This window comes from Rufibacter psychrotolerans, assembly GCF_016924645.1.
In the GTDB taxonomy this organism is placed as follows: domain Bacteria; phylum Bacteroidota; class Bacteroidia; order Cytophagales; family Hymenobacteraceae; genus Nibribacter; species Nibribacter psychrotolerans.
On sequence record NZ_JAFFJV010000023.1, the window covers coordinates 55,646 to 75,786 of the forward strand.

General features: G+C 57.4%; 17 protein-coding genes. 1 reads left to right on the top strand and 16 read right to left on the bottom strand.

All coding sequences use genetic code 11. The features are described 5' to 3' along the window. Nucleotides 1-37: 37 nt before the first annotated feature. From JT718_RS18815 to JT718_RS18890, 16 genes are all read right to left on the bottom strand, one after another. Nucleotides 38-3,805, bottom strand: a complete 3,768-nt coding sequence (locus JT718_RS18815) for a baseplate J/gp47 family protein (RefSeq protein ID WP_205504342.1) — start codon at nt 3,803-3,805, stop codon at nt 38-40. Further along, a complete protein-coding gene (locus tag JT718_RS18820; protein WP_240337175.1) occupies nt 3,802-4,260 on the bottom strand; it encodes a gp25 family contractile injection system sheath assembly initiator in 459 nt (152 codons plus the stop codon). The genes JT718_RS18815 and JT718_RS18820 overlap by 4 nt, the downstream gene beginning before the upstream one ends. A gap of 89 nt (nt 4,261-4,349) precedes the next feature. Beyond that, nucleotides 4,350-4,640, bottom strand: coding sequence for a PAAR domain-containing contractile injection system baseplate protein (locus JT718_RS18825; protein ID WP_205504343.1), 291 nt, complete (start codon nt 4,638-4,640; stop codon nt 4,350-4,352). A gap of 114 nt (nt 4,641-4,754) precedes the next feature. Next, entirely contained in the window at nt 4,755-6,497 is a 1,743-nt protein-coding gene (gene vgrG, locus JT718_RS18830; protein ID WP_205504344.1) for a type VI secretion system tip protein VgrG, read from the bottom strand. Continuing rightward, nucleotides 6,494-7,171, bottom strand: coding sequence for a CIS tube protein (locus JT718_RS18835; RefSeq protein ID WP_205504345.1), 678 nt, complete (start codon nt 7,169-7,171; stop codon nt 6,494-6,496). The genes vgrG and JT718_RS18835 overlap by 4 nt, the downstream gene beginning before the upstream one ends. 12 nt (nt 7,172-7,183) lie before the next feature. Continuing rightward, nucleotides 7,184-7,375, bottom strand: coding sequence for a DUF5908 family protein (locus JT718_RS18840; protein WP_205504346.1), 192 nt, complete (start codon nt 7,373-7,375; stop codon nt 7,184-7,186). 7 nt (nt 7,376-7,382) lie between these two features. Next, nucleotides 7,383-7,826, bottom strand: a complete 444-nt coding sequence (locus JT718_RS18845) for a phage tail protein (RefSeq protein ID WP_205504347.1) — start codon at nt 7,824-7,826, stop codon at nt 7,383-7,385. Between the two features lie 11 nt (nt 7,827-7,837). Next, a complete protein-coding gene (locus JT718_RS18850; RefSeq protein WP_205504348.1) occupies nt 7,838-8,269 on the bottom strand; it encodes a phage tail protein in 432 nt (143 codons plus the stop codon). Nucleotides 8,270-8,570: 301 nt separating this feature from the next. Then, nucleotides 8,571-10,658 carry a phage tail sheath C-terminal domain-containing protein gene (locus JT718_RS20600; RefSeq protein WP_240337176.1) on the bottom strand — a complete coding sequence of 696 codons (2,088 nt, stop codon included), beginning with the start codon at nt 10,656-10,658 and terminating at the stop codon, nt 8,571-8,573. Nucleotides 10,659-10,700: 42 nt separating this feature from the next. Continuing rightward, entirely contained in the window at nt 10,701-11,474 is a 774-nt protein-coding gene (locus tag JT718_RS18860; RefSeq protein WP_205504349.1) for a hypothetical protein, read from the bottom strand. Nucleotides 11,475-11,479: 5 nt separating this feature from the next. Continuing rightward, nucleotides 11,480-12,103 (bottom strand): contractile injection system cap protein, encoded by a 624-nt coding sequence (locus JT718_RS18865; protein ID WP_205504350.1) that lies wholly within the window; start codon nt 12,101-12,103, stop codon nt 11,480-11,482. Between the two features lie 802 nt (nt 12,104-12,905). Continuing rightward, the gene (locus JT718_RS18870; protein ID WP_205504351.1) at nt 12,906-13,322 is read right to left on the bottom strand and encodes an SRPBCC family protein; all 417 of its coding nucleotides are present in this window, start codon (nt 13,320-13,322) and stop codon (nt 12,906-12,908) included. A gap of 399 nt (nt 13,323-13,721) precedes the next feature. Further along, the gene (locus tag JT718_RS18875) at nt 13,722-15,074 is read right to left on the bottom strand and encodes a TRAFs-binding domain-containing protein (RefSeq protein ID WP_205504352.1); all 1,353 of its coding nucleotides are present in this window, start codon (nt 15,072-15,074) and stop codon (nt 13,722-13,724) included. Continuing rightward, the gene (locus JT718_RS18880) at nt 15,071-16,240 is read right to left on the bottom strand and encodes a patatin-like phospholipase family protein (RefSeq protein WP_205504353.1); all 1,170 of its coding nucleotides are present in this window, start codon (nt 16,238-16,240) and stop codon (nt 15,071-15,073) included. Before JT718_RS18880 ends, JT718_RS18875 begins: the two co-directional genes overlap by 4 nt. A 154-nt stretch (nt 16,241-16,394) precedes the next feature. Next, nucleotides 16,395-17,444, bottom strand: a complete 1,050-nt coding sequence (locus JT718_RS18885) for a toll/interleukin-1 receptor domain-containing protein (RefSeq protein ID WP_205504354.1) — start codon at nt 17,442-17,444, stop codon at nt 16,395-16,397. A 156-nt stretch (nt 17,445-17,600) separates the two neighbouring features. Further along, the gene (locus JT718_RS18890; protein WP_205504355.1) at nt 17,601-19,082 is read right to left on the bottom strand and encodes a tetratricopeptide repeat protein; all 1,482 of its coding nucleotides are present in this window, start codon (nt 19,080-19,082) and stop codon (nt 17,601-17,603) included. Between the two features lie 814 nt (nt 19,083-19,896). Here JT718_RS18890 and JT718_RS18895 point away from each other — a divergent pair. Further along, entirely contained in the window at nt 19,897-20,127 is a 231-nt protein-coding gene (locus JT718_RS18895; protein ID WP_205504356.1) for a hypothetical protein, read from the top strand. The last annotated feature ends 14 nt before the right edge of the window (nt 20,128-20,141 follow it).

The window sequence follows — 20,141 nt, forward strand, 5'->3', positions numbered from 1 at the left end:
CGGATTTGCGGTGGGGTGTTTCAGATGGACTTGTTTCTCAGCAGCCGCACTTTTCTTTCTCCAGTTCCTCGGGTTCCTCTTCCAAAACGGTGATCCCGTGCTCTTCCTCCGGTACCGACACCAGCACCGAGCACGCCTTAGTGGCCCTGACTTCCTCCACTTCCTGCTCCGGCAGCCCCTGCCCCGGCAAATGGTACAGCCGAAATTGGGTGATAAAATCCACGTACGGACGTTCCTCCACAAAATCAATTAAGGTGGATTTGTAGATTTTGCCCCCGAAACGGAGGTCCTGCCCCTCGCCGTACGCCCACGGCGACAGGAACCGGGTGATCTCCTGCCGAAGCAATTGGGAGTAGGCCGAGACATCATACTGCGGAAAAAAGCTCACCTCCAGCTTCACTTTCACCTGCTCAAAAATGGGGTTGCGCACATGCAGCGTAACAAAACAAGACAGCCGCTGGCGCAGGAACGCTTTGATCTCCTCCAACTCGCCCACGCTGGTGAGCGGCTGCAGCGGGTCCACGGCGTTGCGCTGCCGAAGATCCGGAATGGAAACCACCGTCACGTGGCCCGGCGCCTTTTCATTATAAATTCCGGTGGTACCGGCGGGCTCGTAGCGGGTGTGGGGCAGGCATTTCACCTTGTAGATGCGCGGGAACGCCTCCAGCACCAGGTGTTCGTAGTCCCAAATAGTGATGGCCCGGTCCTTGTGCCGCAGGCGCTCGCTCACCCGGCGGTAATAATGGGGCGGGGTTTCGGCCAGGGCTCCGCCAAAAGACGCGAAGGGCTGCTCCACTTTCTTCACCCCGGCCAAAGGCTCCACCAGTTTGCTGATGCTGCCCGCAGGCAGGTGACGGGCCAGGAAATCAGGGGCGTTGTCCTGGTCCTGGAACACCACCAACGCCGCCTGGGGCAGCGCCGCCACCGCCCTGCAGACCGCCTCGCTGGCCGTATGCACCGCCGCCCGCAGCCACACCTGGCCGGAGGGTAGCAGGCTATGTTCATGGTTTGCTCCTTTGGGTAATTGGAACCGGATGATGCCCGAGCGGGTCAACTGCCCGGTGAAATCACTGACCTGCTCTTTGTGGAACGACACCCAATGATTGCCCACCAGGTAGCTCCAATGCACGTGCTGCTCGGGCTTTTTCACCAGCGGATTGGCCGAGCCTTCCAACAGCTGGAACAGCACCGAAAGCGTCTGCGGCGGCGTGGCTCCCTCCACGCCCAGGTAAAACTCCCCTTCATGCGTGAGCCAGTCCTGGATGGAACCGTCCTCTTCCTCCACCTCAAAGAAAGGATCATCCACGTTTTTGCGCTGAAATACGGGAACCAGCCCCAAAACGGAAGACTCGCGCAGATCCGGTCGTTTCAGGGCGGGATGCTCCTCTTTCTGCCCGAACGGATACACATGGAAGAACTGCACCTGCCTTCCGGCGAAGCTGTCCTTGGAAGTCAGATCCAAGGAAGCGGTGGCGGAGTAATCCAGGGCGATTTGCTCGATGACCGGCGTGTAGGGTTCCGTGGGGGCCGGGGCCATGGTGTTGAGGCTGGTCTGGATCTGGCTGACCTTGTCGGCGGCCTCGGTACTGGAGCTGAGGATGGCCTGGATGGCGTCTTTCTTGGCTTTAGCCTCTCCTCCGGCCTTGTCAATGAGGTAATCGGTAAGGTCTTTCTGATATTTTTTGTGCCCGAAGTCATCGTTCAGTTTCAGGCGCAGGAATCCCTTCACGCTGGCGGCGGTGTAGTCGGGCCGGAGACCGTACTCCAGCGGCAGTTGGTCCTCAGCGGTGAGCGAAACGGCCAGCAACGCAAACAGATCCGCCGAGGCAGTTTTGGTTTGCCACTGCCCCTGCTGCAAACTCTGGATGGTGATGGACTTGGTGGAGACCGCACTGGGTTTGTCTTTCCAGTTGATGCTGAGCGCCGAAAGGGTGGCGTTCTTCTTCAGATACACATCAGGGTGACCGATGATGAGCGAGGCATCTTTCTGCGGCAGCGGCCCGAATGGCATGAACGGCTGCGCTGGATCCAGCATCCCGAAATCATTGTACAGCTGCAGATTCCGCAGGCCCTGGCCTTCCACCGTCAGCTCAATCTTGGTCAACGTGGCGTCTCTCACCAGTTCGTACAGGTACTCCTTCCCGGACTGGGGCTGGAGATGGACGCTCAACATGGGATGCGCCGTGTCATAGGCCGCCTGGTGGACTTCTGGATGGAAGGGAGCGGTGGCGGGTTCATCGGGCTGCAGCTTCGCCTTCAACACCAGCAGCTTGTTCCCGCTTTCCTCCTGAAATCGGAAGTACGGGCTGATGAGCATGAGCGGGTGCCACCCCTCGGCGGTGGTCACCTGCGCCTTGATGGCGGCGGAATAATCCTCCAGGCTGAGGCCGGCACCCGTGAGAAACAGCTTGAGAGTGATCGTGCGGGTTCCCTCGGTGAGGTAGAGCAGCGGCGACGCCACGGCAAACCCGATGGTAGCCGGCGACATGGCCAACTGGGTGAGTTTACCGTGGCGGTATTGTTTGTTCCCGAAAAAAGGCCAGCCCTGCTCCGGCGGCATGGGTTCCTTGCCCGTCCCGTCCAGGGAATGGGCGGCCGGGGAAGCGTACAGCCAATCTTTCTGCAGGTTTACGCCGGTTCCTTTCTTCTGCTCGTCCTCCTCCGTAGCTTGGTAAACCGATCTGAAGGAAACCAGTCGGGCCTGGTTCGGGACGAAGTCTTCCGTCAAGGCAAACACCACTTCCTGCCCCCTGCTGTCTTTCCCGGCCTGGAACAAGGTGCCTTTGGGCAGGATTTCGTGGGTGACGTGCCGGGCCAGTTCCACCACCACGTGCGCTTTGCTGGGCTGAGCCGGTTTGCGCGTAAGCCGCAGTACTTCCTGGTAATAGAAATCCAGGTGCCTGGCGGAAAGCGTGTTCAGGTGTTCCCGGTTATAAAGCAGCAACTGCAGAAACGCCAACAGCAGCGTCATGTGTGGGGCATGGTCCTCGCGGGACGTGAGGGAGGCCTGGAATTGCTGCCGGGCATCCGTAACCACCCGCGCGTAGGCCCGCAGAAACTGGTCCAGCGTGGCCGCAAAAAAGGAATGGTTGATGGCGAAGTAAATCTTGCGGGACGTCTCGCCGGGAGCCGTAGGTCCGAAAATCTGCGTATCCACCACGGCCGCGGAAGTCCAGAGCACGGAGAAAGGCTGGGCCAGCATCTGGGAAGCTGGGGCCAGCTTCTCGCCCAGAATCATCCAGGGCGGCACCTCGGTCTCGTCCAACAAATCCTCCGCTTCGGCGGCGGCGTGGAAGGCTTTGAGTTTCTGCAGTTCCAGGGCCAGTTTGCTCTGGATGAGGTTCTGCAGCGTGGCTTTCAGGGGAACGGAGGCGGGTAGCCGTTGCCACAGTTTCTCCAGACTCCAGGCCAGCGTGGCAACGTAACTGAAGACCTGGGCAAAGGCTTTTTTCAGGTTTCCTTCGTTTACGGGCTGTTTTCCCAATTCCTGCCGGATTCCTTTGTGGAGTAATCCGTTGAGTTGGTTGCAATAGGCATCCACGTTCTGCACCGCCGCCAAGGCCAGAACCGCCGAGACATCACTCTCCAGAAACGCTTTCCAGTTCTGGTTGTGGTACTGGTTATCGGGTCCGTAAAACCGCAGGTGCTCGCTCAGGTTCTGCGCGTAAACCAGCCACTCTGCCACCCCGTGCTCCTCCACCGGCACCGAGGAAGGCGCTAGCGTCCCGCTGGTCCGGCCGGGTTGATCAGTGCCCTCGCGGGAAACCATCTGCGGATGGATGATATGGGCGCAGGGCGAGCTCATAGGGCGTTATCGGTTTGGGGCGGATTGGTGAGGAAGTGTAGCAGTTCGGTACCCTCGGTTTTGTAGAACGGGAACACGAAGTTGAACCTTGAGTTGGTGGTGCGCACCCGGTAGTCTACCTCAATGAGCAGCAATCCCTCCAGTTCGCGGGTGGTGTTCAGGAATACCCGTTCCAGGTCAATGCGGGGCTCAAAGTAAAGGATGGCCGTCTCAATCTTATCAGTAAGCTGGGTTTTAAGCGTGGTATCCAGCGACTCAAAGATCATCTCCTCCAGGTTGCACCCAAACCGAGGCTGCATAAGCCGCTCCCCCACCATGGTGGTGAGCAGGATATGGAGGCTGCTCTGGATATCGGCTACGCCTTCCAGCATGTCCACCTGGCCGCTGAGGTGGTCAAAGGTGGGCGGAAAGCTCCAGCCGCGGCCCAGAAAGTTTTGGGTAGGTGTGAAGGCCATAGGTTCTCAGCGCGTTGGGGTAGAGGTCTGTCTCAGGCAGTTCTGTTTTTAGGCTGTTCTCCAGAAAGTAGGTCCATTTCACATTTTGCTCACCCGCCGATCAGCACCGAGACGAACCCCATGGTGATGGTGCCGCCGTGGGCGGTGGAATCGCCTAAGCGGGCCGCGGGCATGCCCCCGATCAAGACCGAACCTGAGCCTTTGATGATCGCGTCGGGCGGACCGGCGCAGGTAGCCAGATCCCCCATTCGAGCGGCGGGCATCCCCCCAATGAGCACCGTGGGCGCTCCGGCCGGCAGAATGGGACCGCCTACGTGGGGCTTGGGTCCATCGGACATAGGGCAGACGTGCAGATCAGAAACTCGGGCGGCGGCTGGCATATTTTCAAATGTTGGTCAGGAAATCATTACAAAGCGGTTGTTTCAAGGCCATTTTCCGGTAAACAGGGCGAAAACGGGAAGGTCCAAGTCAAGGCTATTACTCGGCTATTTGTTTCAGTTGATCATGACCGTACCTCCTTTCACGATGGCCATGCCGTTGCCCGCCGAGAGTTCGTTGCCGCTGCCGCCCTCGGCTTTGAAGGCCGATTTTCCTTTGGCCGAGATATTGATTCCTTCCAGTTTCACGTCGGCGGTGGCTTTGAGCGTAATGTCTTTGATGCTGCTGAGGGTGATGCCGTTTTGATCCAGCACCAGTTGGTTTCCGTGCTGGTCCTGCAGTTGCACCCGCTTTTCCTTCTCGCTCAAAAGCAAGGAATTGCCCTCCGGCGTCTGGATGGTGAGTGTCTTGTCTTTGTCATGGAACAGCACTTTCATCTTGCTGCGGGAGACGTAGCCTTTCTCATCGTTCAAATCGGCGGCGGTGAGCGGGGCAGGTTTGGCGCTGCTGTGACACATGCCCAAGATTACCGCCTGGTTGGGGTCGCCGTTGAAAAAGCCCACCACTACTTCATCCCTGAGGTCCGGACGGAAAAAAGTACCTCGGCTTTCCCCGGCATCCAGGGTGACCAGCCGGGCCCAGATGCCTTCGTCTTTCTGGCTGATCACCGGCAAACGTACTTTGATGCGGTCCTGCCCGGCCGGGTCTTTCTCCAGTTGGGTCACCACGCCCACCTGCAAGCCGGTGATACCCAGGTAGGGCTGCGCCGGGTTTGCCGGGCGGGCGGTCTGCGTAAACCACTCGGGGTTCAGGCCCAATTGTACATCGGTTTCCCAGTTGCCGTTGGAGATCTGGTGCCGCACCCCCGACACAAAAGCCGGCCCCTTGAACCGGTCGCCCACTCCTTTCAGCTCTACCACTTGGCCCGGCAGCAACTGCGCCAAACCTTGGCAACGTGCCCGCCCCCGGATCTTGGCCAGCCGGTGTTTCAGCAGTTTGGCGTTGGCCAGCTCACGAAGCACCGGCTCCGGAACCATTCCGCTCTGCGGCTCGGGTTGCAGCTCGGCTTGCACCACTTTGGCCAACTGGCTGCCTGAGAGATTACCGTTCAACTTGCTTTTAGGCTCCACGCCTTCCGCCTGCTTCATTTCCTGCGAAGCTGGGTCCCAGGCCTGCACCTTGAGCCCCGAAGGCTGAACTCGCGTGTCTATCTCGGCATCCAGTTCCAACAAGGTAGCGCCGAACTGCAAGGTTATTACCGGCTCCTGCCCTAGCTTCGGCTTTTCTATTTTCACCTTGCCGTCGCTTACCAGGCAGATCAGGCCGTTCTGGTCCAAGCGGGAGAGCAGGAAATCCCAATCGGTGGCATGGTACTGCACCAGTTGCGGATGGGTGAACTTCGTTTCCTCCACCTCTCTGGCCAGACGGTGCTTTTTAAGTAAATCTTCCGCAATTCTGCTGTCCTGCTGGTCATGGTAGTATTGGCTGCGCGGGGCCACAGTCATTTTCATCGCTTCGTCTTTGCACTCCACCGTCAGGAAAGAGCCGTTTTGGCGTACCTTGATGCTGTGCCGGATCACAATTCCCTTGAAGATGGTGTCGTCCTTCCCCCGGTACCCGGCCTTGATCTCAATCTTTTTGCCCGGCACAAACAGGTCCTGGTCACTAAGGGCAAAGGTCTCGGCGGCGGCTTCTCCGTCCAGCATCACCAGGGTGGCCGTGGGAATTCGGTTCACCTCTTTGCTCACCACAATGGATAACACGTGCACGGTATAAGATACCTGTATGCTTTCAGAGAAAATCTGGAAGGTGCAGACCTCGGGTGAGGCCGCTGTGGGCAAGGTTTGGGGGCTGATCATTTGGCTACGGGCGGAAAGTACAGGGTCTGGCCGGGGACAAGCCGCCGAAAATTGGTGAGGCCGTTTGCTTTGGCTACCTGCAGGTAGCGGCGAGGATCTTCGTAGAGCCGGAAACACAGCAGCGGCAGCGTATCACCCGCCAGTACCTGCCGTTCATGGGTGAGATCTGGGGATTGGCGGTTCTCCTTGGCCACCCGTAGGTTCTCCTCCACGCTGCTTTTAAAAAGGGCTTTTGCTATGGCCCGGATGGGTGTACCATCGGGTTTAAAGAGCTTGAAGGTGATCTGCAAGGAGGCAAGCCGGCACTTGAATAAACTTACGCCCCACACCAGTTTGAAGTGGCGAGTCTCGTGGATGGGACCATGGAATTCAGTAAGTAGGTCTTTGAAATACTTGAGCTCTGCCCAGATATCAGAGGTTGGACTACCTTCAATGAGGCCGGTGGCGTCAAAGAGGAATTCAAAGGAGAAATCCTCGGGTTTGGTATGCACGTATGTTTGCTGTTTCGCGCTTGCACCTTGCCCCTGTGCTTCCACAAAAGCCACTTTGTAGTCTAGCTGGTACGTTTCTGGGTTCACCAGGGCCAGGTACTCCCCTACATAAGAGGCGTCGCTTAGATCGGCTTTATCATAAGCGATGATCTTGAGTTTCTCCAGTTTTCCGGTGTCTGCCATGGCTGCCAAAAGTTAGCGTTCCTCCCGTTCCCGTAACAAATGCATCACCTGTTCCACGCACTCAGCGATCAAGGCCTCGCGGTCTTCGCCCCCCAAGGCCGAGGTAGCCATGCCCGCTGCCCCGGAATTACCCGCACCCGTGCTGCCCGAGGCGCCTTCCGTCACCACTACTTTGATATGCAGTTCTCTTATCTCTACCGGCATGGGCGCATTAGTTTACGGTGAAGTAGTTGTAGCGCAGTTCCAGCGTTTCAATGACCAGGCTGTTGTTCTCGGCGTTGAAATCGGTGACGGACCAGCGGCGGGGCCAGGCGTTCACCACGTTCCAGCTTTTGAGTGGCTCGTGCTGTTCGTTGAGCAGGGTGATCAGAAGCGTGGCGCCCACAAACGTCTGCCGCTGGAAGGCGTCCTGGCACCAGGCAAAGATTTTGGAGTCCTTGGTAAGGAAGCCGCGCTTGAGCACCAGATCCGGGTATTTGGTCCGCACGGGCAGCACGTGCTCAAACCGGTTCTCGCCCCCTTCCTTGAAGGTCTCGGTCTCAAACTCCACCGACAAACCCGTCACCGACTGGAAACGGGTGTCGTTGTCCACGTTGCTCACGTTGGTGAACTCCACCTTGAAATGGAACCCTACCGGCGGATAGTACCCTTCCATAGCCTCCTCGTTTATTTCACCAGACTCAGGCCTTCGTGGGCGATCTCAATGGTCTCAATGGCGACCTCGTTGCCGTCGGCTTTGAGGTCGCTGGCCTGCACTTTGGTGGGGAACGCATTGAGGACTTTCCAGACAAAGACGGGCTCGTGGGTTTCGTTCAGCAATTTAATGGTGATGTCGCGGCGCTCTACTTTGCCCAGCAGGCTGGTTTTGTTGAACCAGTCGTAGAAATCGGTTTTGCCCTGGAAGGTGCCCCGCTTGAGGGTGATCTTCTCGTTTTTGGGCAAGCCGGGCTGCGCGATTTTGCCGTACGAGCGGCTGTGCCCCTCGCGGTACTCAATGGGGTCTATCTGCGTGCTGAGGCCCGTGACTTCGGTGAAGCCAATTTTGGTCCCGCCCCACTCAACCTCAAAGTGGAACTTGGGTAATGGATACTCGGCCATCTCTTTCTCTTGGTTTACGTTTGGTGATCAGCGGGAAAATCTGTTAGTACTCACGTTTCAGGGCCGATTTCCTCAAAACAGCCTCAGACTGCATTTCGAATCTGGAGCTTCGGCCATTGCCTTGACAGTGCGCCGCAAGGCATTTTCTGAGGTAACTGCCGAAATTGGGGAGAAGCCGTTTTGGGGCTATTTTCCTGCAAACAGCCCCGAAACCTGCCTTCACATTCACGTATTTCTGCTTAAACAGACAAAAGGGTATAGTAAAGACTTCACCGGAGCTTAGCCCCGAGGCGCAGGGAGATCAGCTTTCTGGCATTTTATGGGAGAACCGCAGGATGATGAACTCGGCGGGCCGCACCACCGCCAGGCCAATCTCCACTATCATGCGGCCTTCCAGAATGTCAAGCGGAGTCATGGTTTTGCCCAGGCCCACGGCCACGTAGAAGGCGTGCTCGGTGATGGCGCCCTGTAAGGCTCCCTGCCGCCAGAGCGTGGTCAGGAAGTTCTCGATCATGGCCTGCACCTTCACCCAGGTACTGGCATCGTTTGGTTCGAAGACAAACTGCTCGGTGGCTTTCTTGCTGGACTCAGTGACCATGTTGAAGAAGCGGCGCACGCTCACGTACCGCCACTCGTTGCTGTTGCCGGCCAGCGTGCGGGCGCCCCACACCAGGGTGCCTTTGCCGGTAAAAGCCTTGATCACGTTGATGGACTTCCCGAAGTTCACATCCACGTTCAGCTCCCCGTTCTGCGACTCCTCCAGTTTCACCGACGGCCCCACCACGTTGATCAGACTCTCGTTGGCGGGCGCTTTCCAGACGCCCCGGGCGGCGTCTACGCGGGCGTACAAGCCGGCAATGGCTCCGGAAGGCGGCAACAGAGCCGTTTGCTCCTTCAAATAGGAAATGACGTTGCCCAGTACCGGGATGCGGCGCAGAATGTCGGCCTCGGCGGCTTCCTCTGAGGTTTGGGCATCGCGGAGCAGGTTGGAGAGCAGCGTGTAGAGGCCGTTGAAAATGGAATCGCCGCGTTTTTCAATAATTTCCCGCAGGTTTTTCACGGCGTCTTCGCGGGCCGCGTCTGTGTTGCCGGAGGCATCGGCGGTGAAGGTGAACCCGGTGGGGTCGGCGGGCTCGGCCAAACCGGCGGTGACGGCATCGTCCAGTTCATCGGTGTCCCAGGCGCGGCCGCCCTGGTCGTTGATGCTGGCAATACCCGGATCGCCCACAATGGCGGGATCGGTGGAAAGCACTTCCACCCCTAACAGCTGCCGGAGGTAAAGCGGCGGCGTACCGCCAGAAGGAAACAGGCGCGACTTCAATTCTTCATGCAGGGAACCCACGAGCAACGCTGAGGGGTCATCCTTGAGACTTTCGTCTATGAAAGCGTCGATGATCTGGTACAGAAAATCCCAAACAGCGGTGTAGCTGTCTTTGACCGTCGTGATGTCCGCGTAGTCGCCGACCAGCTCGCTGATGGCGGTGTAAAAGGCGGCTTTGCGCTCCTGGTACATTTCTTCCAAGGAGGATTTGGTGCCCAGGAAGGTGGTGAGGGCGCTGTTCAGGTTTTGGGAACTGGTGATGATGTTGTCCAACTCCGTCAGGTTTTCCTGGGTGGTGGTATCGGTGGGGGCCACAAAATCAGGGTCGGCCCAGCTGATGATGGCGCCCAGTTTGGTCACTTTGCCTTTCACGTCGCGGTAGCGCACCTGCCGGGGCAGGTTCACCCGCAGGTACGGATAATACGCGGCCCCGAACTGCAAATTGCCCGTGCCTATGTTGGTGCGGAAAGCGTCAATGTCGGTTTTGCGGTATTTCTCGTCGGAGGGATTCGCGATTTTGACATCGGCAATCAGGAAACGGTCTTTCAGGTTGAAGCATTGTTCCAGTGTGACCTTGTGCAGATCGCCCAGTTTATCGGGGGCCAGTTTGATGCCGTCGGGGTAAAGGATCAGGGTAGGCTCGTCTTCTTTCCGCAACTCGGCCAGGGCGCTTTCTACGCCGGTCGCCAGGTCGGCAGGCACAAACGGATCAGGGAATTTCCCCAGCGAGACGATGTAGCACTTGCCGCCCCCGTTCCGGAAATACATCCGGAGGCTGTCGTATAAATAATAAGTGCTCTCCACCGTAGCCGTTTTCACGGTGTTGTTCACGCTCAGGTCCACGGCGGCCACGTTCAAGGGCGGACTTCCCCCGAACATTTCCTCAAACTCCACCAAAGATTCCAGGCGCACCGGGGTGAGCGCGTAATCCTTGCCCATGAAGGTGGTGCGCTGGGTGTAGCCAATGAACGCGGGCACCGCCGTGTCTACGGCCGCAATAGAGGGCGGGAATTTGGGGACCTCATCAATGTAAACACCGGGCACCCGCAGGGTAGAAAGGTTCAACATGGCTGGGTTGGGTTAAGGACTGGTTTTAGAGTTCGTGCAGTTTCACATCTTGTCCAAATGGAGTTTGTACACCTGGGAGTTCTTCAGGTCGCCGGTGCCGGTGAGGAGGCTGTAATTGCTGAGCCCGCTTTTGCCCGAGATCTCAATTTTGCCCCAGACATCAAGGGGCACCGCTGCTTGTTGGGTTTGCAGGCTCTGGCGGCTGGCGTAGCTGATCTTGCTGTCGGTGGGTTGCCAGAAAGCGGCATCTGTAACGGCGGCTCCCTTGCTTTTGGCGATGGCCCGGTAGTGTTTCGCGTCTTTCCGGACCAGGTCGCCGGGCAGATAGTCTTCTTCGGGGCGGTACGTGGGCAAAGGCAGGGTGAGGTGCGGATATGCGCCCCCAAAGATGCGGGCCCACTGGTTCCCGAACAGGTAGACTCCCCTCCCACCATCGGCCTTTACCCGGTAAGCCAACGCCGTTTGCGCAGCCAGTTCCGGAAGTTGCCACTTCAGCCAGAAGCCCAGCACCATCTTTTCCAGGTTGGCCAGCGGTTTGCGGGTGCCGGGCAGCGCATCGGCTAGTTGGGCCAGCAGCAGGAAGCCGGTTTTGGTTTGTTTCAGCAGGACGCCATGGGCTTGCAGGGCTTTGCGGGTGCTCGTGTCTGGCTCTACCAAAAGCCACTCGCGCACGTCATAGGTTTTCAGCTTCTGGGCTTTGCGGGGCGCGGGCAGATCCTGAGTCCCGTCAAAGATTTTCCCGCCCTCGTCCAGGAAGGAGTGGTGGAGGATGTCCACGGCCATCAGGGGTTGGTATCTGCGTTTTGTGCTTTCCATTGACTTCAGGACACGGGCGTTTTGTGGCCGATTTTCTCATTTGTCTCCAAAATCAGGGAGCCGCCCTCGGTCACGGTTTCCTGTTTCAGTTCCAGCAGGCGCACCAGGTACAGCACCGAGGGGTACTGCTTGCCGCCCAGCGTGCCCCACAGGTGGTTCAGTTCCTCAAAGGTGGGCGAGTACAGGTCCACAATCAGCTTGAACTCGCTCAGGCGGTCATACTCCATGAATTCACCGGTGACGGCCAGGTTGCTGTTGAGGTGGGTGAAAATGTTCCTGGTCTGGAAAAACCGGATGAGCCGGGACAGGTACGTGAGCGCTTTCTCGTATTTATTGGCCGTGGCCGAGAACAGCACGAACAGGTTCACGAATACCGGCGGGTTGAAATACTCGGTCTTGAGGGTGGCGCTGTTGGCAAAGGAGTACGGCGAGTTCTTCAGGGTCTTCTCCTCGCGCAGGTTCACCAGGGTCATCACCACCTTGTCCCGCATCTCGGCATTGTCCGTGCCCGTGGGCGATTCCATCGTGGCGATGTTGCCCAGCACCACGGTGTCTTCCACGGCCGGCTGAATGCCCTCAAAAAAGGTATTGAGCTCAGAAACCAGAATCTTGAGGGCGTGGGAAATCACGGGTCAGCGGAATTAAGGCTTGCTAAAAAGCAGGAATTCACCGTGGGCAGAGGAATCTCCGGCAGAACGGGAGAGTGGCAGGGCGGATAAGAAAACCATACAGGGTTCCTGGCTAGGAAGCTCCTGTACTGGAAAAAAGCATACCGGCTTACTTCCAAAGGGTGTCCATGGCCTCGGCTGAACTAAAACCTATTCAGCGCAAACAACCGCTATGGGAGTATGTCAACTTTGGGAAGGTGGAAAAGCTGATGAAAAGCACGACACGCTCCCTGCCGGGAGGCTTAGAGGCTATGTTTTCCTGGTACAGGAAAGTCGGGCTCAGGTTTCTGATAATACCGCGGAATAGGTTATGTTATACTCGCCCTTCCTTTTTACCAGAAGGAACAGGCGTTTAACCCTTGCTGCTTACTTCTTTATACTAAAGTAATAATTATTTGGATTCACAAATAATAAAATTAATTAATTTTCAGCCCTTTGTCTCCCCTGCTTCCACCCCACAGACCTTCTACTCCAACCCAAGGGAATGATCAATTGGCAAGGTATGGAAACCTGCATCGGGATTTCTGCCCGACCACTCCACACAATTCCGCCAAGGTTAAAAAGGGGTACTAAAAAGCCTTGCAAACTGGTGTTTGCAAGGCTTTTTAATTGGCAGGAATGTGGTTTCAGGAACGGAATCTGCGCAAGTGCTAACTTCTTTCTAAGGTCCTGAAGAGAGCTGGGCATTGAGCCATCCCTGTCCGGAGTTTGCTCTAGCTGCCGGCACGCAGCCCCCGTTCACCGGTTCTGGGTAGCCCTACTTTCAGTGGGTCTCTGTGTAGTGTTTGAAGTTGTTCAGGATTGCCTGCCAGCCGGCTCTTTGCATCTCGGTGTCATGTTCGCCTTCGGCATCAAACGTGGTGGTCACGTTGGTGGCCCCGCCCAGGTCTGTGAACTCGGTGGTGCACTGCCTTCCGTCCGTCATGGTGTAGGTAAGGCGCTTTTGGGGAATGACCTCGTCATAGATGGCTTCAAAGTCAAACCCGAAGCTGCCGTCTTTGGCTTCCATCCGGGCCCTGTACTTTCCGCCAGCCTGCAGGTCGTTTTCTGCGTTGGGGCACTGCCAGTCTTCTGAGGCAAAGTTCCAGTTGGTGATGTGCTCGGGCCTGGTATAGAAGTCCCACGCCTTGCCCAGGTCTGCCGAAAAGGTTGCTTCAACCGTGATTTTTGTTTGTTCCATGGTGCTGTTATGTTTTGTAGATGGTTAGGTACTGTAGGGAAATTCTGGCAAACCGCCCCGTAACTTAAGGGTTCCCCCAAGCGCCAAGGCAGCCAGGCTTTTGGAGGCATGGGTTTCCTCTCTCCTTTCAAGATGCCTTGGTAAAGGAGTCGCCCCCACAAAGAAGGACTGGAAGTTTGCCCTGCCGTAAAGCTGCGAATTTCTCCCAAAATAAAGCAACAGGTTTTGCCCGATTTTCAGGAAAATTGCCCAAAAACGCCCTTCCCTAACCTGCTGTTGCCAGGAGAGAAATTTCTCTTGGCTGGGCCTCTTTACCAGGACTTTGTTGCGGTTGAAAGAAAGGACCTTATCTGGGCAACTGCCCGCCAGAAAACCAGCGGAGGGCCGCGCATGGCTATCTTACGGCACCTGCTCTGCCAGCAGAACCAGCACTTTCTCGCCAACGGGGTCTGCCTCCCCTCTTTTCGTTCGGAACGCATGAAGCAGCTGTAAATTCTGGAGGGTGGTCTGGAGCATCCAGGAACCTTCTATGGGGCTGGACAGGGCCTTTTTCAGGTACTCCCGGCTTTTGGCCTCGCAGTTTGCAATGACCGCGATCTCCAGCAGGGTGGCGTAGTCCCAGTAGTCGGGGCGTTTGGCGGCCAGCTTCCGCTGCACGGCGTATTCCACCACCGGGGCCAGTTTCCGTGCTTCCTGCTCCTCGCCCTTCAGGGCCAGGAGGGTGACGGCGTTTACGCCCGGGTACGCGTCCCGCCAGTCAGCCTCAAAGCCGGCTTGGTACGCTTCCAGCGCCTTGTCCAGGTAAGACTCGGCCAGCAGTTCCTGGCCCTGGTGGTAGGCCTCCTGAAACAAGTCTTTGTAGACCCTGCCCAGGATTCCGTAGGTCTCGCTGCTGGGACCGTTCTGTTCCAGCACCCGCTCCAGCACGGCAATGGCCTCTTTCCGTTTTTTGGCCCGGTTTAGGGCAAACCCAAGCTGCTCCTGCACCATTCTGGTTTGCTGCACATGGGCAGGCATCTGTTTGATGAACGCCACCGCCTGCTCGTAGGCGCCAATGGCTCTGTAGGAAAGCATCACGTCTACCAGAACCCCGGTTTCTTCGTTCTCCAGCACCAGCCCCTGCACTATCGCTTCCACCGCCCTTATTCTTTCCTCCCGGCTCCCCGCCAGTTCCCGCGCCTCCGCCAGCCGGTCTTTGATGTCCTGCTTGTATTTGACCAGGTCCCGGAAAATATCGGTCTTCTCGTGGGCCACACTGTTCTGGAAGGCAATGCCGTCTACCAGCTGGTACACCGGGCTGTCAATGGTCTTTTCCTGCTTGGCCCGCAGCAACTGCGCGCGCAGGGCAGACACGCTCTGCTCCACCGCTAACAGGCTCCCCGTGGCATGGTCATACTGGTAGGGCATGCTCCTGAGGAAATGCAGGTCAAAGGGAAGCCGGGAACTTGCGGAAAAGAGGGTGATGGTGGTGCACGGCTTTATGGCGTGCCGAATGCCCAGCTCATAGAACACGTTGGCGTTGGCTGTGGTGAGGTCGGCCACGGCGTAATCACACAGGATGAGCCGCTCATACATGGGCTTGTGGATGATGCCGTTGATGGTTTCCTCATCGGCCCGGATGGGCTCCAGATCGGCGGCCACTATGGCAGGTTTGATCAGGGCGGAGTACACCAGGTCAAAGTCTACCTCATTCCCCTCCAGGTCTTTCTTCCGGCCGAAGGGCATCACCACAAAACACAGGGGCCTCATCATGACAGCACCGCGCTTTCTGGTTTGAAGGACAGCGGGAAATGCGCTGCCTCTACCTCAGCGGCAGCGGCTTTGTACCCAATCTCGTACAGCTCAAACCGGCTTGCGGCCTTGCTCATGTCCACCAAATCGGCTATCTGCTTCGGGGAATACGGTTTTTCCATCAGGGGCTGCAGGTGCTCCTGGTCAAGCCAGTAGTTGTAGCGTAGGTACGCCAGCAGGCCCCGGCCACTGGTGTCCGCCACCAGCAGGTCTTCTTCCATCTTGCCTATCTCGCTGTCAATCTCCCACCGGGTGGGCGAGGCAGAGAGCCACTGCAGAATCAGCTGGTTGTGCCAGCTGGCATCCTGCATGAGCATGTCGGGTATTTGCTGGGCCCAGTCTAAGAGGTGGTTCTGGGTGATGGACTGGGGTAACCGCTGGGGTTTGCCCATGCCAGTACCCACCGACACCAGCAGCAGGTTTTCGGCCCCTATTTTCCATTTGAAGGGAAAACCCTTGAGGGTAGCCACCATGAGTAACTGCAGGGCAGGATTGTTGGCCATGCTTACCCCGCCGTCTACGAAGGCGGCCTCGGGCAGGCCACCGCCCACGTCCAGGACCTGGGGTAGAAAATAGGTGGGCGCAGCGGCGCTGGCCCGTACCGCTTTCCAGAGCAGAATATCCTTGTTCCTGCCTAGCTTGCTGTCAAAGAACTTTCCTTCTGGATGATTGATAATGGGCCACACGCTGTTGGTGTCTGCCCGTTTGGTGACAATGCAAAGCCCCGTCTGAATCCTGTCGCTGCCCAGGGTAATGTCCTCAAACACCTTTTGCAGCTCTTTGTCCAGGGGACCAGCATCAAACCGGGCCTTTAGGAGGCTGAACACCTCGTACCACTTGTGCCGGTCGCCGAAGATCTTGCCCCCAAGTTCAAAGTACTTTGTTTTGATCTCCTCCACCTTCATGCCGATGGCCAGGGCGGCGGCAATGATGGCCCCGGTGCTGGTGCCCCCAATAAGGTCAAAGTAATGGCTGAGCCTGAACGCCGGGTCATGGTGGTGCTGCTCCCCCAAGATTTCCTCTATCTTCTGTAGATAGCCCAGGGTGAGCGCCCCTCTTATCCCGCCGCCGTCCAGGGCCAGGATTCGCTTGGGGCTGGTGGGTGCTAGCTTTTGCTGGAGCGTCATAGGGCACGGGAGATATAAGATGTACAAAGCACAAGCGGCAGCTGAGGCAAGGACCATCAAGGTCTGGGGCTTAACCACTGCTCCCCGTAAATGCGCGGGAGTGGTTTGCTCTGGCAGAGGGAAGTTCCCCCGGGTACGGGTGGCGCCAACTGGCTCAGTTCAGCCTGGCGAAAGAGAACGGTGACGTAACCCCGGTTTCCTTCATGACCCCGGTGCCGCTCATTCTTTTCCCATCGGCGGAGAGGGTGAGCTGGCAGGAAACCGTTCCGGTGAGGTAAGCCAGGTCCAGGGTTAAGTCAAAGGTTACCAATTGTTCCCTGACCGCGCCGCTGCCGCTGCCAATAAGCACCCCGTCACTGTAGGCCTGGATGGTAAACGTTCCTTGGTCCTGGCTGATCTGGTACTGGGTTCCGTCATGCTCCTCTACCCAGGTTCCCCCAATGGCTATGGGCGGCACCGGTTTCACCACCGGGTCTGGGTTGTGGACCGGCCCTCCGGTGGTAGAAGCGGTGCCGGTTGTAGTGGCGGGCGGGTTCACCGGCTTTGTGGTATACTCAGCGGGAAACAGCAGGGCCAGGGACTCCAGCAAGATCCAGATGAAGCCCACCAGCGCCGATACCACGGCTACCCAGAGCCAGTTCCGCTTGAGCCAGCCCCCTTTCCAGGGTATGCCCGGGTCGGGGCCTTTCTTTTTGGCAGGTATGCCCACCCCCTTTTCCAGAAAGTCCAGCAGTTCGGTGGTGTCTGCCTCCCACTTTTTATGCCTGATGTCAAATGTTTGCCTCAGTAAGAGGGGCGCCAAATCGGGGGGCAGTTGCTCGGGGAGGGGCAGCGTGGCCCCGTCCATCAGCACGGGAATCACCCGGATGTTTTTCCGGAGGGCGGTACCCACCTCAATCCTTACCCAGTCTTCGGGCGCCTGAATGCGCACCCTGCCGCTGGCTGGGTCTGCCCCAATCCAGTTTTTGCCCATGACCACCAGCATGACATCGCAGGATCTCAGATAGCTGGAGATCACCTCAGAGAAATCTAAGCCCGGCTCAATCTTCTTAATGTCATGGAAGATGTACCTGTCGTCAAAACGGCTTCTTAGCGCATCAGAAAGCCTGGCGGCCTCTGATTTGGCATCATCTGCCCGGTAACTGATGAACACATTCCTGGTAGCGGTACTTTTAGGCACCCTGAAGATGCTCTCTACGTTCATGGCATGGGGTTTCAAGGAGTTTCACACAAACTGGCGCCATAAGAGGGGGAAACTGTCTCCAGAAGGGGAACAGGGAGAGGAAGCGCCCCCTTCCCGCTCCCGTTGGCGGATTGGGGAGGAGGCGCTTCCCCCAGGGGTGCAGCCTGGGGCAGCTGTTTACTTAGCTGCCATTTTAGGCTTTTTGGCCATGGAGGCCATGACAAGGGCATATTCCAGGCCCGGCTCATGGAGTGCCAGAAGCTTGCGTTTGAATTGGTTTGCCTTTCCCTTGTTCCCGGTTCTGGCCTCGGCCAAGGATTGCAGGTACACCACCCTGGGGTTCACCTGGTCGGCCTGGGCTAATTGGGCCAAAGCCTCTTTCATGTCTCCCTGCTCGTAGGCCAGGATTCCCGCCAGTTGATGGTACTCCTTCATGCCTGTGGAATGGCCATTGGCCGCCAGCTGGGTCCTGAGCGCCTCGGCTTTGGTCCTGGCCAGCGCGAAGTCATGGCGTTTGGCCGCCAACAGGGCTTCTACGTACAGGATCCGTTCCTGCAGCCGGGCAGATTGGACGGGGATAAAATCACCCCTGTTTTTGAGCGCACTCGCCTGGTCCAGGTTCTGGCGGGCTTGGGCCAGGGCATTCATCTGGGTGTACACTTCCGCGTTCTGGAGGTAAACCCAGGCCTGAAACAGGGTATTGTTGTTCTCCTGCAGCACTGTGAGGGCTTTGTCTGCCATGCCCATGGCTTCCTGGTAGCGGCCTTCGGACAGGTACGCGTCTGCCATGGCCAAGAGGTTGTCTGCTTTCTCCAGGTAGAGGGAGGCCTGGCGCTCGGCGTACTGGTAGGCTTTGCGGGCTTCGTCATACTGCCCCATGAGCAGGTAGGTATGGCCTACCTTGGTCAGGGAAATGTTGAACGAGGGGTCCAGCTCGGCGGCTTTCCTGAAGTGCTGGATGGCTTCTTTGTGCTTGCCAAGTTTCTGGAGCAGATCTCCCATGGAGTCATAGGGGTTGGCTTCCTGGGGCGCCAGCCTGATGTACGCCTCAAAGGCTTTTCTGGCCTTGTCGTAGTCCTCCTTGTTGGTGTAGGCGTATCCCAGCGCGTTGTACGCAGGCGCCAGATGGGGGTCAAGGGCCAGGGCTGCGGTAAGGGACTCAATGGCGCGGTCCACCTCGCCCCGGCCCTGGGCGTTCTGGCCGCGCCACAGCAGCGCATACTTGTCTTTGGGGTAGAGCCGCACGGCCTGGTCAATGGCGGCCACTGCCTCCTGGGGCTTGTGGTTGATGTTGGCCTGCACAAAACTGATCAGGCACTGCTCCCCGTCAGACACCCGGTCTTTGAGCGCGGTAGCTTTGGCCAGGTGCTGCTGAAAGGCCTGCTGGTCGCCGGATTTTCCGGCCGCCAGGGTCCGCAGCAGGTGGGCCATGGCAAAGTCAGGGTCTGCCTGCAGGGCTTGGTCCAGCAGGGCAGCCACATTTTGGAACTTGAGGTTGTTGAGGTCTTCCCGGGCCTTCAGGTATAACTGACGGGCTTCTTCAGAGGTGGTGGTGATGGGGATGGCAGTTGGGGCGTCCTGCCGGGCCCAGCCGGTGGTACTCAGGAGCACCAGCAGGCTTGCGCCCAGGACACGGGCAAGGGGAAAAAACGCTTTCATACGGTATGGTTGGTGAAGGGGGCTTGAAGCAAGGCGATGCAGAACACACGCCCGAAGCGTGTTACCTGGAGAACATCTTTATGGCGCCGGACAGCCACCACAACCAAGGATCAGGAGCAGGCAGAAAAGCTCCTTTTGCGAACTTCTAAAAGTGAAATAAAAATAGCTATAAATTAAACTACTTTCAAGTATGTTAGGGAAAGTTTACAAATCCTACAACACATTCTGTCATTCCCCAGCGGATTGTCCAACTCAACCTGAACCCCAGCACCAGTTTTAAGGGCATTTTTCGGAAAACACCCCTAAAATGAGGAGAGGCTGCCATGAGGAAGGGAAAAATTCTTCGGAGAGTGCAAGCAAATACGATGAAAGCTGCTGCCGTTGCGGGTTCTGGTTCGCTTGTGCAACTTGTGTGGGTACTTCACTCCTGTACTGGGCACTCCATCCTTTCAACCCATCCCTAAAAAACCATATACTTTTCTCTACTTTTTTTACATAATACGCGTATAAAGCCCTAGCCTGCTTAAGATTGCTTTCCTTTTCTGTTTTAAGCCTCTTTTCACCAAAGGGGCTCACTTTTACAAGTTTACGGGCAAAGCGTTGGGGTTCCCTCGCGGAAATGTTCCCGGCATTACGCCCGCCCGCTTTGCGTCACCTGGAACGGCACACGGCTTAGGGTACTAGGAAACTCGGCGTGCCATAGGCCCTACAGGTGGAAGAGTACCCATTACCCTTTCCTGCTTGCTTTTCATGCTGCTTTCTGACAACAGAAAGGCTGCTCCTGTTATCTATAGTGCACCAAAGAAACTACGGTATGCAGAAAATCACTCCTCTTCCCCGTACGGGCTGCCTGTCCCGCATTTTGGTATTCCTCTGGGTAAATCCGCTGCGCGGGGTGCCTGCCTTTTTTAATGCCAACGGTGGCACTGCCAGCACGGGGGTAACACTGGGTCATCTGGGTTTTCCAGAACGTCCGGCGGTGCTGGCCCGGCAAAAGCTGGTGCTGCATCCCGTATCGACCGGCTGGTGGGATTATGCACTTTGATTCATGACCTGGGG

Bases quoted from the DNA above. Each gene is read 5' to 3' on its own strand.
- JT718_RS18815 (WP_205504342.1), bottom strand. From the start codon at position 3,805: ATGAGCTCGCCCTGCGCCCATATCATCCATCCGCAGATGGTTTCCCGC.
- JT718_RS18820 (WP_240337175.1), bottom strand. From the start codon at position 4,260: ATGGCCTTCACACCTACCCAAAACTTTCTGGGCCGCGGCTGGAGCTTT.
- JT718_RS18825 (WP_205504343.1), bottom strand. From the start codon at position 4,640: ATGCCAGCCGCCGCCCGAGTTTCTGATCTGCACGTCTGCCCTATGTCC.
- vgrG (WP_205504344.1), bottom strand. From the start codon at position 6,497: ATGATCAGCCCCCAAACCTTGCCCACAGCGGCCTCACCCGAGGTCTGC.
- JT718_RS18835 (WP_205504345.1), bottom strand. From the start codon at position 7,171: ATGGCAGACACCGGAAAACTGGAGAAACTCAAGATCATCGCTTATGAT.
- JT718_RS18840 (WP_205504346.1), bottom strand. From the start codon at position 7,375: ATGCCGGTAGAGATAAGAGAACTGCATATCAAAGTAGTGGTGACGGAA.
- JT718_RS18845 (WP_205504347.1), bottom strand. From the start codon at position 7,826: ATGGAAGGGTACTATCCGCCGGTAGGGTTCCATTTCAAGGTGGAGTTC.
- JT718_RS18850 (WP_205504348.1), bottom strand. From the start codon at position 8,269: ATGGCCGAGTATCCATTACCCAAGTTCCACTTTGAGGTTGAGTGGGGC.
- JT718_RS20600 (WP_240337176.1), bottom strand. From the start codon at position 10,658: ATGTTGAACCTTTCTACCCTGCGGGTGCCCGGTGTTTACATTGATGAG.
- JT718_RS18860 (WP_205504349.1), bottom strand. From the start codon at position 11,474: ATGGAAAGCACAAAACGCAGATACCAACCCCTGATGGCCGTGGACATC.
- JT718_RS18870 (WP_205504351.1), bottom strand. From the start codon at position 13,322: ATGGAACAAACAAAAATCACGGTTGAAGCAACCTTTTCGGCAGACCTG.
- JT718_RS18875 (WP_205504352.1), bottom strand. From the start codon at position 15,074: ATGATGAGGCCCCTGTGTTTTGTGGTGATGCCCTTCGGCCGGAAGAAA.
- JT718_RS18880 (WP_205504353.1), bottom strand. From the start codon at position 16,240: ATGACGCTCCAGCAAAAGCTAGCACCCACCAGCCCCAAGCGAATCCTG.
- JT718_RS18885 (WP_205504354.1), bottom strand. From the start codon at position 17,444: ATGAACGTAGAGAGCATCTTCAGGGTGCCTAAAAGTACCGCTACCAGG.
- JT718_RS18890 (WP_205504355.1), bottom strand. From the start codon at position 19,082: ATGAAAGCGTTTTTTCCCCTTGCCCGTGTCCTGGGCGCAAGCCTGCTG.
- JT718_RS18895 (WP_205504356.1), top strand. From the start codon at position 19,897: ATGCAGAAAATCACTCCTCTTCCCCGTACGGGCTGCCTGTCCCGCATT.